Raw genomic sequence first — 17513 nt, 5'->3', positions numbered from 1 at the left:
TCATGCCTCCGCGGCGACAGGGTAAGAAGTTTGTCTGGACAGCAGTACACTGCCCACGACCATTGCGGCCAGCAAGCCCCAGCCAAACACCAGCTGGTCAGCTGTGGCATAACCGCCATAGTTTTCACTGATAGCTGTCAGCAGGTTATTGCCAATAATCACCAACAGCATGGCAACACACAGGTAGCGCAGGGTGAACTCCCACCAGCGACCTACCGTAATTTCAGAAACGCTGTTTACGTGGCTGCGGAGTTCCGGCATTTTGAACAACACCCAGCCCACAACCAGCAGTTCAATCAGGCAGCTGGTCAGCAGCGCAACATTGTTAATGTAGTAATCCACCAAATCGAGTAACAGCAGACCACCGTTGGTTGCAAATGCCAGCGATACGATTGCACCGCCACCACAAATTACACTCGCAGCCTTGCGACGGCTCCAACCAGTCTTGTCCATCGCCGAGGAAACAATCGCTTCCATAATCGATACATGGGAGCTGAATCCAGCCACAACCAGCGCCAGGAAGAACATAGGCCCTAACAACCAGGGCAGTGGCAGCAGGTTGATTGCTGTTGGAATAGTGACAAATGCCAGACCAACCCCGGCACTCACTACTTCAGTAATCGCTACACCCTGCTCTGCCGCCATATAGCCCAGTACGGCAAAGATCATCACACCAGCCAGCAATGAAAAACCACAGTTGATAAACACGGTCATCATGGCGTTGTTGTTAATGTCCGATTTCTTCGGCAGATAGCTGGAGTAGGCAATCATAATTGCGAAGCCCACACTCAGGGTGAAGAAGATCTGACCATACGCCGCAGACCATACATCAGGATTGGTCAGCGCTCCAAAGTCAGGCTTGAACAACCAGTTCACACCATCCACAGCACCTGGCAGCATCAGCACGCGCAATGTCAGCACCAGTACCATCAGGAACAATACCGGCATCAGGATCTTGCCAAGCCGCTCGATACCGGTTCGTACGCCGGTATAGGTGGCATAGAAGCTTACTGCCCAGGCCAGCAATACCGGGCCGACAATATGCCATTGCAATGACCCCAGCGCCGAAGGCCCGTTATCGCTACCCAGCTGCAAGTAATTATTAAAGAAGAATCCGTTGGCATCAGCACCCCAGCTTTGGGTGAACGAGAAACCAAAATAGGAAATTGCCCAACCGATAACAGCTACGTAGTAGCAGGCAATCACAGCCGCGATCGAGACCTGAAACCAGCCCAGAGATTCAGCCTTTGAACTGAGCAGAGAGAATGCTCTGGGAGCCGCACTGCGCAGTTTCTGTCCCAGTCCGAACTCCATAATCATAAATGGAATACCGGCGGTCAGCATGGCGAAGAAATAAGGAATCAAGAAAGCGCCCCCGCCATTTTCATAGGCCATATAGGGGAAACGCCAGATATTACCAAGACCGATAGCAGAGCCCACAGCGGCGAGAATAAACCCGGTGCGTGAGGCCCATTGTTCCCGTTGCATAAATACTCCAGATGCAAAAAACGCGAGAAAAACAGAATGTGCCTGATGCCGTAATCCCTGATCCGGGGTATCTAAAGTCATTTCAATACCGGGGTGATGGCATGAAATGGTACGGCGATTGCAACCGGTTAAGCTGCCTGCGGTTAATACTTACAAATATCTCACTGAAAAATATTGACTCAAATCAACAAATAACCCCATTAAAACACTCAACAATCGCTACCTTGCGGCCGATATTTGCTTCATAGCCTCATAACGGATAGATGGCATGGGCGAAGTTAACTCTCTCAGTCCTCGGGTACCGCCCCCGGAACAAGACCCGAATAACAATCGCACGCACTCAAAAGAGAGTGCTACAGGCCGTACAGCCAGAGGTCGCAGTGTGCGGCAGACTCTGGTCAAAGGCCTGAAGTCCATTCTGTCCTTTTTGAAAAATCTCGTCAGACCTGAATCCAAGCGCTTGTCCGATCGACAAAACCCGGTCCCGATCACCCCATCAGCCTCAGTTAAATTGCAATCAAGTGATATATCCCAACCAACTGATGCCCGTCTGCAATGGGGTGCCGAAACTCTGATGGCACGAGGGTATTCAAGCCAGGCAGCGGAGAAAATGGCCAATCATATAGCCGAACGCTCCGATGGTTCTTTATCCAAATTTCACCAATATATAAACGATGAAGCATACAAGGACGGCCGACAAGAAGATTTCCAGTGGGCTATTTCCAATTTGAGAACCAAAGGCTACTCACCGGCCGCCGCCAGGGAAACCGGCCACATGGTTTTAGCCTGGGCAAAGCAGACCGGCGGAGATATACGTACTTATATCAGCCAACTGCCTGAAAGGGTTTTGCAGTTTGATGACCAGATCCATCAATTCAAGAAATTCATGAGTTTACTGAGCAAAAAAGGTTATACCCCCAACGATGCCAAATACGCTGTGCTTCAGGCAATGCATGAATGCAAGGGAGATTTCAGCAGTATTCATAAACGCTTAAAAAAAGCACCGGTAGCAGCACCTGACAGCATAAAGCCTCGCCCCGATCTGCAAAAACAGTTTGTAACAACGACCGTTACCCCATGGATGGAAGATGCCTTTAGAGGCTTGGGTTACCCTCCGGAAGAAGTTATCAGTACTACCCGAACACTGATAGCCAACTCAGGCGGCCCTGAACGTGGCGACCTGCATATGATGTTCTCCGGTATAAGAGACCTGAGGGGAGCACAGGCACCCGGATCTCAAATATCGGATAAAGTCCGTGAAGCAGCTCTAGAGACTCTGGGCCTCCCTCCATCTGCATCATTATCAGATATATCAAGGGCCTACCGACAAGGAGCCCTAAAGCACCATCCCGATAAGGGCCCGGATCCTGATGGGTCCCGAGCAGAAGCATTCAGGAAAATTCAGGAGGCCTATGACAGCCTGACAAAATAAACCTGGAGTTTTCTTCCCCTGCCACCAGATTTCCTCGTAGCATGTCTGGTGAACCTGCTCTAATGCCTCACTTTTTTCGAGCTCTTCGCCCGAACACCTTCGAATATAAATTCATCTAATCAGTATATATACCGATTCAAGCCATACATATAAGCTCATAAAATCAATCAAAATGAATTATTATTAATTTTTAAAGCATAAATATACAAATGCAGACTTTGACTATAAAACCCTCCCTTTCCAGAACAACGATGCTATTTGCCATTCCATCATTACTGGGCATCATGTTTTTTATGATGCCGGTGATAACAGAATCAGGCATGACCTTTCCTCTGGCATTAATGGCAAAAACTGCCAAAAGCCTGCTCGGTGACCATATCTTTTCACTGGCTACCGGTGTGATGTGCATTTCTGCGGTATTTTCCCTGCTGACAACCCTGTTCCGCCCAGACTGGATCACAGGATCTTCCCTGCTGAGCGCTCTGTTTCAGACAACACCTGTCTGGCTGATGGTTCGAATAGCCGGTGCCGGATTTGCGGTAATGGCGCAATACAAGTTGGGCTCGGAAATGGTCTGGAGCAGCAATACCGGTGGACTGGTATTTTTCGACTTGCTGCCTTCGCTGCTGGTTACTTTTTTCCTTGCCGGATTGTTACTACCCCTGCTGCTTGATTTTGGTCTGCTGGAGCTACTGGGCACATTGATGAGCAAGGTAATGCGTCCCGTATTCCGTCTTCCCGGACGGGCGGCCATTGACTGTATTTCTTCTTGGCTGGGTGATGGCACCGTAGGTATTATGCTGACCAGCTCCCAGTACGAGAACAAGAAATATACGACACGGGAAGCAGCTGTTGTCGCCACCATGTTTTCTATCGTCGGTATTTCTTTTTCTCTGGTGGTACTGACTCAGGTTGGCCTGCAGGATCATTTTTTACCGTTCTACTTTGCTATCTGTCTTTCCGGTGTCATTGCCGCAATTTTGCTGCAACGGATTCCACCGCTTAGCAATAAAAAAGATTTGTTCATTGATGGGACTGCCCGAGAGCACGACGACGAACTTATTCCTGAAGGACGTTCAGCTTTAAGTTATGGTTATGAACTTGCACTTGAACGTGCAGCCAAAGTCGACAGCCTCAAATCTGTTGCTGCACAGGGAGTCAAAAGTGGTCTGGGAATGGTTTTCGGTGTACTGCCGGTTGTAATGGCTATTGGTACTGTGGGCCTTATTGTTGCTGAATATACGTCCTTGTTCAGCCTTCTTGGTGCTCCTTTTATACCTCTGCTTAAACTGCTTCAGCTGCCGGAAGCCAAGGCTGCGTCTGAAGCGGTGCTGGTCGGATTTACCGATATGTTTGTACCGTCAATTCTTGCTGCATCAATCAACAGCGAAATCACCCGGTTTGTTATTGCGGCACTGTCTGTAACCCAGCTGATATTCATGTCCGAAACCGGAGCAGTCATTCTGGGCAGCAAGATTCCTCTGAACCTGCTGGAACTGCTGGCCATCTTTTTGCTGAGAACTCTGGTTACCCTGCCAATTATTGTACTGGTTGGCCATCTGGTATTTTGAAGACTTATCCGTTCTGGCGCTGGCAGCTGACTTCAACCTCAGCGCCGATGGTCTTCCTGCTTTAAGGGGCCGATATAGTTAATATATTGCCCCCAGGCCTGACGGAAAAAGATATTGGGCGCTGTCAGTTTCAACTTCAGAGGATCGCCTGACAGTACCGCAATATAAGGATTAAACTCTACCACAATATCTTCGGATGCTTCAGGCTCCTGCTTCAACTGCTTCAGTCGATCAAAAAGCTTTCTTTTCTGCTGTACCGAACGTTCAGATTCAGACATATCAGACCGGGTCCATGGCATACGCAGAATAATAAATTCGCTAGCGACCGAAGTATCCAGCGATGCTGGAAATATTTCTTTTCTGATAAAGATCTCGAACTGTCCACCGTCTTCAAACCGGTAGCTGTTATCTTCACTGTATTTCGGTGACCGCAGGCGGTTGGGAATACTGAGTTCGTAATCCCCCGCCTGCAGTCGCAGCTTAAGGTGGTAATAGTCATGCAGCGTGCCAGGGGTAACCACTATATTGTTGTGCTGGCTTTGGTCAATATTATCCGCACTGGCAATAGCTGGGCTAAGCCAGAGGATGACAGTTACCCATAGCAACAACTGTTTCATAGACTTACTCCGCCCCCTGATACCATTTCAGTGACTTATGTAATGTCACCACGCTACCTACAATCACCAGCGTCGGTGTTTTAAATCCGGCCTGCTGACATTGATCGACAATGGTTTCAAATGTTCCGGTGATAACCCGCTGCTGTCGTGAGCCGCCTTTCTCAATCAATGCTATGGGCGTATCTTCGGCACGGCCATGAGCCAGCAACTGGCAAATAATTTCCGGTAAAGCATGTAGCCCCATGTAGAAAACAACAGTCTGTGCTGGATTGACCAGTTCGGTCCATGGCAGGTCACAACTGTTATCTTTCAGATGCCCTGTCACAAACCGCACCGACTGGGCATGATCGCGATGGGTCAGCGGTATACCGGCATAGCTGGCACAACCGGACGCTGCAGTAATGCCCGGCACTACCTGAAATGGAATCCCCTCTTCTGCCAGCCGATCGATTTCCTCTCCACCTCGACCAAAGATAAACGGATCACCACCTTTCAAGCGCAACACCCGCTTGCCTTCTTTTGCCAGTCGAACCAGCCGGTGGTTAATCTCTTCCTGTGGCAAGGTATGATTGGAGCGGGCTTTGCCTACATAGACATAATCCGCATCTCGGCGACACAGGGCCAGTACATCTTCCGACACCAGTCTGTCGTACAGAATCACATCCGCTTTCTGCATCAGTCTCAGTGCTTTAAAGGTAAGCAGGTCAGGATCACCCGGACCGCCACCCACCAGCCAGACTTCACCGGTCGCCGGTTTATTATCGGTAGCATTCAGCTGTTCATCGAACATTTGCTCGGCCGTTTGCTCATTTCCGGCCAATACCTGCTCCCCTACCGGGCCTTCAAAAATGGACTCCCAGAAATAGCGTCGCTGAGCCAGCGTATCAAACCTCTGCTTCACCCGCTCACGCAAACGACCGGCAAAACGGGTCAGTCGACCATAGTTGGCAGGAATCAGTGTTTCCAATTGTGTTCGCAGTTGACGTGCCAGTACAGGCGCTTCTCCTCCGGTAGAAAACGCAATCTGTAACGGTGAGCGATCAACAATAGCCGGAAAGATAACACTGCTTAACTCGGGATCATCAACCACATTCACCGGAGTCAGCTGCTGTCGGGCTGTTTCAGAAACCTGGCGGTTAACTTCACGGTTTTCAGTTGCTGCAATGACCAGTGTTTTACCTGTCATATCACCCGTCTGCCAGCGACGATTAACCAGTTGATGATGAGGAGATTCTGCAGCGAGAGCTTCCATATCAGCATCAATTTCCGGCGCGACTACTGTCAGATACGCACCGGCCTGATGTAACTGTCGTGCCTTGCGGGTTGCCACTGAACCACCACCCACAATCAGGCAGCGCGACTGACGGATATCATGAAACAGCGGAAAATAATCCATTCTGCCTGTTACTCCCGAATACTCTGCAACATATTCCTGCCGGGCAATAACTGACACCCGACTTTTAACTGCAATAACGACTGCCGCAAAATACTGCTGGACACACCCTTGCCTGAGACACATTTTTGTCTGAGACAGAGCTACGTGAAGCAATCTGTCGGCTTGTGATACAAAAACGCCGGCATTGGATTCCAATGCCGGCGTCCCTGCTTCAGGCCCATATCATGCGCCTGAAGATCATAACTGAGCTTATATCAGCCTTAATCGATAACTTCCAGTCCGTTCATGTAGGGACGCAGCGCTTCCGGTACATGGATACGGCCTTCAGCATCCTGGTAGTTTTCAATCACAGCCACCAGCGTACGACCTACTGCCAAACCGGAACCGTTCAGAGTGTGCACCAGACCCGGCTTGCCGGTTTCGGCATCACGGAAACGGGCTTTCATGCGGCGTGCCTGGAAGTCGAGGCAGTTGGAGCAGGAAGAAATTTCACGGAACTTGTTCTGTCCCGGCAGCCAGACTTCAATATCGTAAGTCTTGGTTGCACCAAAGCCCAGGTCGCCGCCACACAGGGAAACTACACGATACGGCAGGTTCAGCTTCTGCAGCACGGCTTCCGCATTACCGATCATCTCTTCCAGCGCGTCGAAAGATTTCTCCGGATGAACAATCTGCACCATTTCAACCTTGTCGAACTGGTGCTGACGAATCAGACCACGGGTATCACGACCGTAGCTACCAGCTTCACTGCGGAAGCAGGGGCTGTGTGCAGTAAATTTCAGCGGCAGGGCATCTGCATCAACAATCTCGTCAGCGACAATATTGGTCAGGGTCACTTCAGAGGTCGGAATCAGGTAATGAGGCTGATCCTTACCTTCGCAGGTGGTCTTGAACAGATCTTCCTCAAACTTCGGCAACTGGCCAGTACCGCGCAGGGCATTGCCGTGTACCAGATAAGGGGTGTAAACCTCTTCATAACCGTGTTCACTGGTCTGCAGGTCCAGCATAAACTGGGCGATAGCACGGTGCAGGCGGGCAATCTTGCCACGCATTACGGTGAAACGGGAACCAGACAGTTTGGCACCGGTATCAAAATCGAGACCGTACTTTTCACCCAGATCAACGTGATCCTTGACTTCAAAGTCGAAAGACTTGGGCTCACCCCAGGTGCGGACTTCGAGGTTGTCGTCTTCGTCCTTGCCTTCCGGTACAGATTCATGGGGCAGATTCGGCACGCCCATCAGAATGGCATCCAGATCGGTCTGAATGGTCTTCAGCTTCTGCTCGAAATCGGCCAGTTCAGCATTGATTTCATCCATGCGTGCTTTCAGGGCTGTGGTGTCTTCGCCCTGCTTTTTCAGCATGCCAAACTGCTTCGAGCCGGACTTGCGCTCCGCCTGCAACTGTTCCGTGCGAATCTGCACTTCACGGCGTTCGGACTCCAGCGAGCGAATCCGGTCAACATCCAGTTCAAAGTGCTTCTTGCGCAGTGCTTCGGCTACCGCTTCCAGATCTGAACGAACGAGTTTGGGGTCTAGCATGGGATTTCTGCAATACTTCCGTTTGAGAACAAGCGAGTTCCGCAGAACACGGGACTCATGAGCCGTCCCATAATAACTGAACCCAGACAATTTACAATTATCAGGCAGGGTAATCCAGCATATTATCCGGTGAATGCCAGATTCCCTGATTTGAACATGAAAAATGGCAGGCTTGTATCTCAGCTTCTGGCAATCCGAAACAGGATCTTCTCCATTCCGGTACACAGGTTATCTGCAGCAAGATTAAAATTGCGCCGGAACTGGCTCCCGATATTTTCAGAGCTATCCAGCAGGTCTGTGACAACTTTTACCGCAAACATCGGAATACCATAAAGAGAGGCAACTCTAGCAACAGCAGCAGCTTCCATCTCCTTGGCAACAACCGGCTCACTCTCAAGAATATCTCGATCAACCGGGCTCATATCAACGGAGTCACCAGTACAAACTACCGTCAGAGGCAACCCGGTTTCCCTTGCCAGCACACTGGTCAGACTACAACTGAAGTTACCTTCTCCCCAGGCCTGAATCGCAGTGCCGGCATTAATGCGGCGATCATAGAATCTGATTTTCTGGGAAATATAGACTTGGCCAATATGGCTACCTTTAGCCTCAAAGGCTCCACTGGTACCGGGGTTAATAATCAACTCAGGCTGGAAACAGCGAATTGCTTCAAGAGTGGCCAGTGCAGCCGGCACTGTGCCTATACAACTGACCTTGTATTCAGGATCTTTTCCACACAGTACCAGCGACAGCTCCAACCCTTTGTAGCGTCCGATATAGGCACGACAAGGGAGTTTTGGATCAGGCATTTCATAAGGCTTCAGGCCAAACCGGTTGATCAGGGGAGCCGCCTCTTTTTCCAGCGCTACAATCATACAGACTTTACAGAATGATCTGTCCACCGCCTGATGCCACCGTTGAGTTTGAAAATGTTAAGATGGCACATATTTATATCCATTGGTTCAGTTATTACCCTTTAAAATAACTACAACAGTAACCTGTAAAAATCTCCCTCATTTCTTGTCTTTTTATTGATGCAGTCACTTTACCCCTATTCGGTAAATCTCCAGAATTCCTCTCAATAAAAAACCCGGAAAAGAGCATCAAGTTATGACTTTGACTTACAGGGAAGTCACTCTGAGAAAGGCCACCCCGGCTGACAAAATACCGCTTTATAAACTGCTGACTTCAGACGAAGCCTGGACCGAGTTTAATGGTCCCTATTTTCCGTATTCCACACCGACCCTGGAGGAGTTTGAAACCGGATTGTTTTCCCGGCTGTCAGCGGGTGACACCGGGCTCATCATCGATGTCGAGGGTGAGTCAGTCGGCTCGGTCAGCTACTACTGGGAAGACGAACGCACCCGCTGGCTGGAAGTCGGGGTGATCATATATGACAGCAGTCGCTGGAATCAGGGGCTTGGTCGCAAGGCACTGATTCCATGGATCACACATTTATTCAATACGCTGGAAATTGCCCGGGTCGGACTTACAACCTGGTCAGGTAATCCGAGAATGATTGCCTGTGCCGAGTCTATTGGTATGAAACTGGAAGCCCGGTTGAGGAAAGTACGCTATTACAACGGCGAGTACTATGACTCTGTAAAACTGGGCGTATTAAGAGAAGAGTGGTTCGATTAGTTTTAAAAATCAAAAAACTTTGAATGCCCCTTTTATCCTTTATTTTTTTGTACCTTCAGTTCATAAACACTGTCTTGTATGATGCGATTTCGGATCAAAAATAACTAGAAAGAGACGTATCATGAAGCCGGAAACCATTGCCCTGCATGCCGGATATGAGGGCGACCCGACCACCCGTGCCGCCACTGCACCGATTTACCAGACCGTATCCTACACCTTTGATGATACCCAGCACGGCGCAGATCTGTTTGATCTGAAGGTTGCAGGCAACATCTACTCCCGCATCATGAATCCCACCAATGCAGTACTTGAAGCGCGGCTCGCTGCACTTGAAGGCGGCATTGCTGCACTGTCGCTGGCATCCGGGATGGTTGCCATCACCTATGCAATTCAGACTATTGCCGAGGCGGGTTGCAATATTGTGTCCACCAGCCAGTTATATGGCGGTACCTATAACCTGTTCGCCCACACCTTCCCACGCCAGGGAATTGATGTCCGGTTTGCTTCCCATAATGACTTCGACGGGCTGGAAGCACTGATTGATGAAAACACCCGTGCCGTATTCTGCGAATCCATTGGTAACCCTGCCGGTAATATTGTCGATATCGAAAAACTGGCAGAGCTGGCACATCGTCATGGCGTGCCACTGATTGTTGATAACACCGTTGCGCCGATTATCTGCCGCCCCATTGATCATGGTGCCGATATTGTAGTGACCTCACTGACTAAATATATCGGTGGTCATGGTACAACCCTGGGTGGTGCCATTATCGATAGTGGCAAGTTTGACTGGAAAGCCAACAAGGAACGCTTTTCACTGCTGAATGAACCTGACCCATCTTATCACGGTGTTGTTTATACCGAAGCACTGGGCGACGCAGCCTTTATTGGCCGTGCCAGGGTCGTTCCGCTTCGCAATACCGGTGCAGCCTTGCCGGCACAAAGTGCATTCCAGCTGATGCAGGGACTGGAAACCCTGGCATTGCGGATGGAACGTCACTGTGAGAACACAGAAAAGGTCGCCCGTTATCTGAAAGATCATCCCCGTGTTAGCTGGGTTAACTATGCCGCTCTGGAAGACAGCCCTCACCATGATACTGCTCACCGTATCACCAGCGGCAAGGCTTCCGGTATTCTGAGTTTTGGTATCAAGGGTGGTGCTGAAGCTGGGGCCAAATTTATTGATGCGCTGCAAATGATCCTGCGACTGGTCAATATTGGCGACGCAAAATCACTGGCCTGTCATCCGGCGTCCACCACCCATCGTCAGCTAAACCCGCAGGAACTGGAATCCGCCGGTGTTTCATCGGAGATGGTTCGTCTCTCCATCGGTATTGAGCATATTGACGATATTATTGCCGATATTGATCAGGCTCTGGCTGCCAGCGCCAGCTAAGTTAAAGGCCCAGGTACTTATAGCCGGCTTTTGTGCCGGCTTTCTTATTCAACACGGAATCAACCATGCCGCTAGAAATTGATATTGTCGATGCCTTTACAGATAAGCTTTTCAGCGGCAATCCTGCAGCCGTTGTTATTACTTCCGAATGGCTTGCGGATGATCTGATGCAGTCGATCGCGGCAGAGAATAATCTGGCAGCCACTGCTTTTGTCTGTGAGCAGAAAGATAATCAATATGCTATTCGCTGGTTTGCTCCAACTGGAGAAAAAGATGTGTGTGGTCATGCCACATTAGCTGCAGCTTTTATTCTTTTCTCACGTAACCCTGAACTGGAACATATTACTTTCAGTACCGTATCTGCCGGTGACCTGTTTATCACTAAAGAAAACGACGGCTTCATTAGCATGAGTTTTCCGGTGCAGCAGCCCGAAGCAGTTGCGGATATACCAGAAGCAGTGTTGCAGGGTTTATCAATTCCCCCGGCTGCTATTCTTCGCAACCGGCAGGCTTGGTTTGCCGTTTATAACGATGAAACCCATATCCATGATATCCAGCTGAATATGCCAGTCCTAATCGGTCTGAAGCCTGGCAATCTGGTAATTACTGCGCCTTCCAGCTCTGAGTCTTTTGATTTTGTATCACGCTATTTCCGGCTGCGACTGGATGATATTGAAGACCCGGCAACCGGTTCAGTTCATGCCGGACTTGTACCCTTTTGGTCAGAAAAGCTGGGAAAACAAACCCTGACAGCATTTCAGGCATCACCTCGGGGAGGTATTCTTCACTGTGATATGGAAAAAAAACGGGTCAAAATTTCCGGCAAAGCGACTCACTATTCATCTGGCAGGATTTTTATCTAACAAAAAGCAGTCTTGCAGAAACTTAGCAAGAGATAGTAAGAAATATACGCCTGATAAAATCAAAAAATCACAAAAGCTCAGAAAAACCGACCTGCATCAAGGATTCAGCGACTAGCACCCTGATCCCATCGACAGACATTGGCACCGGCGAGTATCGTTACATCGCCGGCTGTTTTTGACACTGTGAAAGTTTACTTTCACCGATAACGGGCTGAAGCCGGCTTGAATGGCTCAAAAACACTCAGAAATAGTTGTCCCGAGCCGAATAAACAGTATTCAGATAACAAGTTATCAGGTGACAGAGAACATGCAGTATCGCACGGAAGAAGACCTTCTGGGTACGATGGAAGTCCCGGCCGATGCTTACTATGGCATTCATACCCTTCGCGCACTTAACAACTTCAAGATCAGTGCAGAAAAGATCGGCGACAATCCCGAATTTGTTCGCGGCATGGTATTTACCAAGAAAGCAGCCGCGATGGCCAACCGTGAACTGGGCACTCTGGAGCCTATGCTGGCGGAATATATTATCCGCGCCTGCAACCTGATTCTGAAAGAGGATCGGTGCATGGACCAGTTCCCGATTGATGCCTTTCAAGGCGGAGCCGGCACCTCGGTCAATATGAATACTAATGAAGTGGTTGCCAACCTGGCCCTCGAATTGATGGGACATGACAAGGGCGGCTACCACATCATCAACCCTAACGACCATGTCAACAAAAGTCAGTCAACCAACGACGCTTACCCGACAGGCTTTCGGGTTGCCCTGTATAACAGTATTGATTCACTGCTAGCACGACTTGAGTATCTGATCGAAGCCTTTGATGACAAATCTGCAGAGTTTGACGATATCCTGAAGATGGGTCGCACCCAGCTGCAGGATGCGGTTCCAATGACTCTGGGACAGGAATTCCGGGCCTGGGCTGTCACCCTGAAAGAAGAAGTCAAAAGCATTCGTCGTAGCCAGGAGCTGCTGCTGGAAGTCAACCTGGGGGCCACCGCTATCGGCACCGGTCTGAATACCCCTTCCGGTTACTCCAGTGTTGCTGTCCAGAAGCTGGCAGATGTGACTGGCAAACCGTTTGTACAGGCGGCCGATCTGGTAGAAGCCACGTCTGACTGTGGTGCTTATGTGATGCTGTCCGGCGCCCTGAAGCGGATGGCGGTGAAGGTTTCCAAAATTTGTAACGACCTGCGCCTGCTGTCTTCCGGCCCGCGTACTGGCCTGAATGAAATCAACCTGCCCCAAATGCAGGCGGGTTCCTCTATTATGCCGGCCAAGGTAAACCCGGTTATTCCTGAAGTGGTTAACCAGATCTGCTTCAAGGTCGTCGGTAATGATATGACTGTTACCATGGCGGCCGAGGCTGGTCAGCTGCAGCTGAATGTCATGGAGCCGGTGATCTCCCAAAGCCTGTTTGAATCCATCAATCTGCTGGGACGTGCTTGCGATACCCTGAAAGAGAAATGTGTCACCGGTATCACCGCCAACAAAGAGGTGTGTGAGCAGCAAGTGATGAACTCTATCGGTATCATCACTTTCCTGAACCCGCATATCGGCCATCATGAAGGCGATATCGTAGGTCGTATCTGTGCCGAAACCGGCCGCAGTGTGCGAGAAGTCGTGCTGGAGCGAGGCTTGCTGGATGAAGCCGAGCTGAATGAGATTTTCTCGGTAGAAAACCTTAAAAACCCTCAGTATCGTGGCAAGCGTTTTAGCGCAGCCTGATTCCGATTTTTCTTTCATAATCCGGGTTCAGCTAATGCTGTACCCGGATTTTTTTATTTTGCCTCTCCCATCATTCCCGACAGGCTCTGGTAATATAAGTCTGCATTTGTCATAACAACTGGCGGACATTTCCATGCAGCCAACTTCTCAGCCCAAAAGTCATCCCCGTATAGGTGTCGGCATTATTGTTCGTCGCAATGGAAAGATACTGCTGGGCCGGCGCAAGAACAGTCATGGCGAAGGACACTGGGCTTTTCCAGGCGGACATCTTGAATTTGGTGAAACCCCTGAGCAATGTGCTCACCGGGAAGTTATGGAAGAAACAGGTCTCACTCTGGAGAATCTTCAGCCCGGTCCTTATACCAACGATATTTTTGAAGTCGAGCACAAACACTATATTACGCTGTTTATGGTGGCAGACTCGGTGACAGGCGAGCCGGAAATAAAAGAGCCGGAGAAATGTCTCGAATGGTTATGGCATGACTGGAATGCGTTACCGGATCCGTTGTTTTTACCAGTAATCAATCTGAAACAGCAGAACTATGATCCGTTCTGATACCTGAAAGTTAGAAACAGCAATATCATGTTGTCCCTTATATTGCAGACTGTTCAACCCAGTCTGGCCCCTAGTCCGATACCGAGCCCACCATCACTGCACCTATTCAGATAAGAATACTCAGCGAAGGTTCTCGGCAATCTGTCTGAAACTCTGCCATATTTCTTTCTTGGTAGGGATGTTGATCAAAATATTCTTCATCAGTCTGCAGGCTGGATCAAACTGTACTTTAATTTCACATCATCTGGCGTGTGCGACCTGAGCATCAAAGCCTTCTGTTTTGTTTTTTCTTTATCTGAAATGGATATTTCTGACATTGAATTTAAAACTGCTTTTGTGTAATTCCAGCTTGTCAGCACTCAGATACCTCCTTGCTTTGACTCTAATATGTTTACCTGTGACTAATACCTCTGAAGCCAAGGCACAAAGTGCAAAATATTTAATTCAGAAAAAGCTTGGAACAGGTAAAGGCTTCAAGACTCAGGGGGCACTGACACTCATAGCCAGAAAAACAGATATACGCGCAGAAATCTATCTGGGGAAAAGCACGGCAGAGCCCTCCCTGATAATGCTTTATACATTTGAGGGCCAAAGTACACAAACAGGCTCGGTTGGTAATGAAAGTTTCAGCCTCACATTTAACGGTCCTCCTGCAACACACCAATCACCTGTTACAGGCCCTTCCTCGCCGGAACACCTTTTTCACCGTATGTATATTCAAGGTCACTGCACCTTGAATACTTCGGTTTCAGGCCAGCGCGTCTTTTTTCAGGGCTGCTCTGAATCTGGTTTTAGATTTAAATCAAAAGAACTTGGGATTTATACAGTCAGAAGCCAACTGGCAACCTGGGCCCAAGAAGATCAATTATCAGGCTGCCTGAAAATTACTCTCTATGAACCAGGCACTGTGCTGAATGCATGCTCTAGAGTCAAGTTAAGGCCAGGTGCTGCACGCGTACAGGGCACCAAAGCACGAGACCTATGGCAAAGGAAAACAATATTTGTTGCTACTTATGATAGAGCCCCTCAGCCCTCGATCTGCAGTCTCTATAAAATTGCAGACCGAAAACACGTTCTTTTACGAGTGTCTAAATCAGTAACCCGGGTTGAAGATTGTCATCCTGATGCTTTGCATTCCATCATCAGCCTGACATCCATGCTTATGTTGTTGCCGCAAGATACCAGCAACATGCCGTTGCTTGCTGGTCAGTCCATTGCCATTGATGAGGATAACAGTCCACTCCCTGCATCTACTAATATTCAGCAAACTGTTTCGCAGGCCTCAACCAATCTGCGCACTGCGCCATTCAGGCCGCCACCTACAAGTACAGAATCAACCATAAAGCCCAACACATTTGCAGCCGCTGCTAAAAAGCGACCCCACAAACAACCCGTCAAACAACAAATTGCACCTTTACCAGAAGGCAATTACCTATGGCGCTTTGGAGGGAATATTCCAGATTGCCCGCAAGATTACATCAGATTCATGGCAGCGGCTTGTAGAACGGAGGAAGATAAAACAGAAGTATTAAAGCAAGGTCTAACTGAGCTGTATCCCGGAGTTGATTCATCCACCCACCAGAGCTTGATCAGTCAGGTACTTAATGCGATACATCGGGAGTCTATTGATTACGACTTCTTTCAACAGCTATGGCCATTCCCCGAGAAAATGATTCCGGAAACTATCAAAGAGTATGTACAAGAAATGGCACCTCCGAAAAGTTCTTGGGATATAGCATCAAATAGACAGCAAATCACCAGTGAAATAGTCGGCTACGTTTTAGCACTCTACCCTGGACAAGAAGATCAATTCAGACTTGCAAATGATATATGGCTCTGGCTGGATAGCTTTTATGCAAGTGCAGAAGCTAGTGTGTCAGAAAATACAGTCTCAGCAGAAGAGTTAGAAGAGCTTCACCATGTAACCGAGCAGCCAATTACAACTGTAGCGCCTCATTCGTCAACCGCTGCCTGTTCTGAAGCTACAACCAACGGCTATATATTTAACATTCCTTCCTCTACATCTGAATATCCATTCTCAGGCAGTCTATTTGACACAGGGATATTCCTTCCGCCTTTTCATTCACCCGGTATTTTACACTCTCAGCAATATCAACCTGCAGAGCTTCACCAAGCGCACTAACCAGCCTGGTACAAATATCAGGCCGGTTAGCAGGCTGATATTATCAGCCTTCAATACCCACAATATACCAGGGTGCATTGGCAGCCGTCAGGTCACGCTCCAGGTGCCAGATATCATTGATATCTTCTTCTACACCCTCAACCCGATCGCAGTAACGACCGTTGAAGCGGATGCTCACCTGAGCCTGACGACTGTCGTAGTCAGCACGTATCAGCTCGGCATCAACATACATGACTTCAGTATGCTGATCGCCCTGCAGTGAAGCACGCTCCTGACGCAGCATATTGAATAGTTCCGGGCTCACATAGTCCTGAATTGTCTCAAGCTGGTTCAGGTTCCATGCCTGTTGCAAGGTGCGGTAGTGATCCCGCGCAACCTGCAGGAAGCCGTTCATATCAAAACCTTCTGGCAGATTAAACGGTACTTGAGCCGGCTGGGAGAATCCTCCAGCTGTCTGATTCATGCCACCGGATAGCGGCTCATTTCCTGACAGGGGTGCATTGCCTGGCAAAGGTGAATTGCCCGGCAGTGGACCATCACCCGGCAGCATATCGCTGTTGCGCTGCAGTGAGTCACCACGAGGCATGTCACGCAGCTGTTCGGTTGCACCGAAAGCATTGTCAGAGGAAGTTCTTGCCGGTTCAAAGTTATTGCTTTGGCTATTTCCGTGCCCCTGACCCGCCGCATAATGCGGTCTCGAGTTACCCGACGCACCATTGTCTTTCATGCGCTTCATTGACTTGAAGAACTTGAAGGCAACCACTGCCAGCACCACCATAATCAGCAGACTGAACAGTCCACCGATACCACCACCAAAACCACCGAACAGTGAGGCCAGCAGACCACCGGCTAACAGACCACCCAGCATACCACCAAGGAACCCGCTCTTTTTCTTGGGTTGCTGCTGAGCTGCACTGTTACTCTTGCCCGCCTGTGAAGGTGTCGCCGGTGCTGCTGCAGGCTTGGCCGGAGCCGTGCTGTAGCTTTTACCAAACGATTTGCCACCGCCAAGCTTCTTGGCTTCTGCCAACTGAACCGTCGAGATCAGTGACAGAAATACGGTGAACAGAACTAACCACTTTTTCATCAATTCGCCCTTCTCCCACTTTCGGGGAGATTATTCATTTACAACGTCACAGT

General features: G+C 49.3%; 14 protein-coding genes. 8 read left to right on the top strand and 6 right to left on the bottom strand.

Annotation, left to right across the window (positions count from 1 at the left end; genetic code table 11):
- The gene (locus tag ACYZZ0_RS21850; protein WP_461538791.1) at positions 1–1569 is read right to left on the bottom strand and encodes a sodium-dependent transporter; all 1569 of its coding nucleotides are present in this window, start codon (positions 1567–1569) and stop codon (positions 1–3) included.
- A gap of 346 nt (positions 1570–1915) precedes the next feature.
- Between ACYZZ0_RS21850 and ACYZZ0_RS21845 the strand changes: the two genes are divergently transcribed.
- Positions 1916–2920: a J domain-containing protein gene (locus tag ACYZZ0_RS21845; RefSeq protein ID WP_461538790.1), complete on the top strand. Its 1005-nt coding sequence runs from the start codon at positions 1916–1918 to the stop codon at positions 2918–2920.
- A 251-nt stretch (positions 2921–3171) separates the two neighbouring features.
- Complete coding sequence (locus ACYZZ0_RS21840; protein ID WP_461538789.1) at positions 3172–4491, top strand: YjiH family protein; 1320 nt, start codon at positions 3172–3174, stop codon at positions 4489–4491.
- Positions 4492–4529: 38 nt separating this feature from the next.
- On the opposite strand, the gene ACYZZ0_RS21835 is transcribed toward ACYZZ0_RS21840, so the two are convergent.
- The 4 genes from ACYZZ0_RS21835 to ACYZZ0_RS21820 all read right to left on the bottom strand — a co-directional run bounded on the left by ACYZZ0_RS21835 (position 4530) and on the right by ACYZZ0_RS21820 (position 8947).
- Complete coding sequence (locus ACYZZ0_RS21835; RefSeq protein ID WP_461538788.1) at positions 4530–5108, bottom strand: hypothetical protein; 579 nt, start codon at positions 5106–5108, stop codon at positions 4530–4532.
- 4 nt (positions 5109–5112) lie between these two features.
- A complete protein-coding gene (cysG, locus tag ACYZZ0_RS21830) occupies positions 5113–6504 on the bottom strand; it encodes a siroheme synthase CysG (RefSeq protein ID WP_461538787.1) in 1392 nt (463 codons plus the stop codon).
- A 260-nt stretch (positions 6505–6764) separates the two neighbouring features.
- Entirely contained in the window at positions 6765–8045 is a 1281-nt protein-coding gene (gene serS / locus ACYZZ0_RS21825; protein ID WP_461538786.1) for a serine--tRNA ligase, read from the bottom strand.
- Between the two features lie 179 nt (positions 8046–8224).
- Positions 8225–8947, bottom strand: coding sequence for a phosphorylase family protein (locus tag ACYZZ0_RS21820; RefSeq protein ID WP_461538785.1), 723 nt, complete (start codon positions 8945–8947; stop codon positions 8225–8227).
- Positions 8948–9155: 208 nt separating this feature from the next.
- Between ACYZZ0_RS21820 and ACYZZ0_RS21815 the strand changes: the two genes are divergently transcribed.
- From ACYZZ0_RS21815 to ACYZZ0_RS21790, 6 genes are all read left to right on the top strand, one after another.
- The gene (locus ACYZZ0_RS21815; RefSeq protein WP_461538784.1) at positions 9156–9686 is read left to right on the top strand and encodes a GNAT family N-acetyltransferase; all 531 of its coding nucleotides are present in this window, start codon (positions 9156–9158) and stop codon (positions 9684–9686) included.
- A gap of 121 nt (positions 9687–9807) precedes the next feature.
- A complete protein-coding gene (locus ACYZZ0_RS21810; RefSeq protein ID WP_461538783.1) occupies positions 9808–11082 on the top strand; it encodes an O-acetylhomoserine aminocarboxypropyltransferase/cysteine synthase family protein in 1275 nt (424 codons plus the stop codon).
- Between the two features lie 65 nt (positions 11083–11147).
- Positions 11148–11945, top strand: coding sequence for a PhzF family phenazine biosynthesis protein (locus tag ACYZZ0_RS21805; protein ID WP_461538782.1), 798 nt, complete (start codon positions 11148–11150; stop codon positions 11943–11945).
- Positions 11946–12252: 307 nt separating this feature from the next.
- Positions 12253–13674, top strand: coding sequence for an aspartate ammonia-lyase (gene aspA, locus ACYZZ0_RS21800; RefSeq protein ID WP_461538781.1), 1422 nt, complete (start codon positions 12253–12255; stop codon positions 13672–13674).
- Positions 13675–13807: 133 nt separating this feature from the next.
- A complete protein-coding gene (locus tag ACYZZ0_RS21795; RefSeq protein ID WP_461538780.1) occupies positions 13808–14230 on the top strand; it encodes a nucleotide triphosphate diphosphatase NUDT15 in 423 nt (140 codons plus the stop codon).
- Positions 14231–14627: 397 nt separating this feature from the next.
- A complete protein-coding gene (locus ACYZZ0_RS21790) occupies positions 14628–16373 on the top strand; it encodes a hypothetical protein (RefSeq protein ID WP_461538779.1) in 1746 nt (581 codons plus the stop codon).
- Positions 16374–16416: 43 nt separating this feature from the next.
- Here the strand turns inward: ACYZZ0_RS21790 and ACYZZ0_RS21785 are convergent, their stop codons facing one another.
- A complete protein-coding gene (locus ACYZZ0_RS21785) occupies positions 16417–17460 on the bottom strand; it encodes a Tim44 domain-containing protein (protein ID WP_461538778.1) in 1044 nt (347 codons plus the stop codon).
- Positions 17461–17513 lie beyond the last annotated feature (53 nt).

This window comes from Spongorhabdus nitratireducens (assembly GCA_947387575.1).
In the GTDB taxonomy this organism is placed as follows: domain Bacteria; phylum Pseudomonadota; class Gammaproteobacteria; order Pseudomonadales; family Endozoicomonadaceae; genus CANDOC01.
This window is presented reverse-complemented; position numbering and strand designations above follow the sequence as displayed.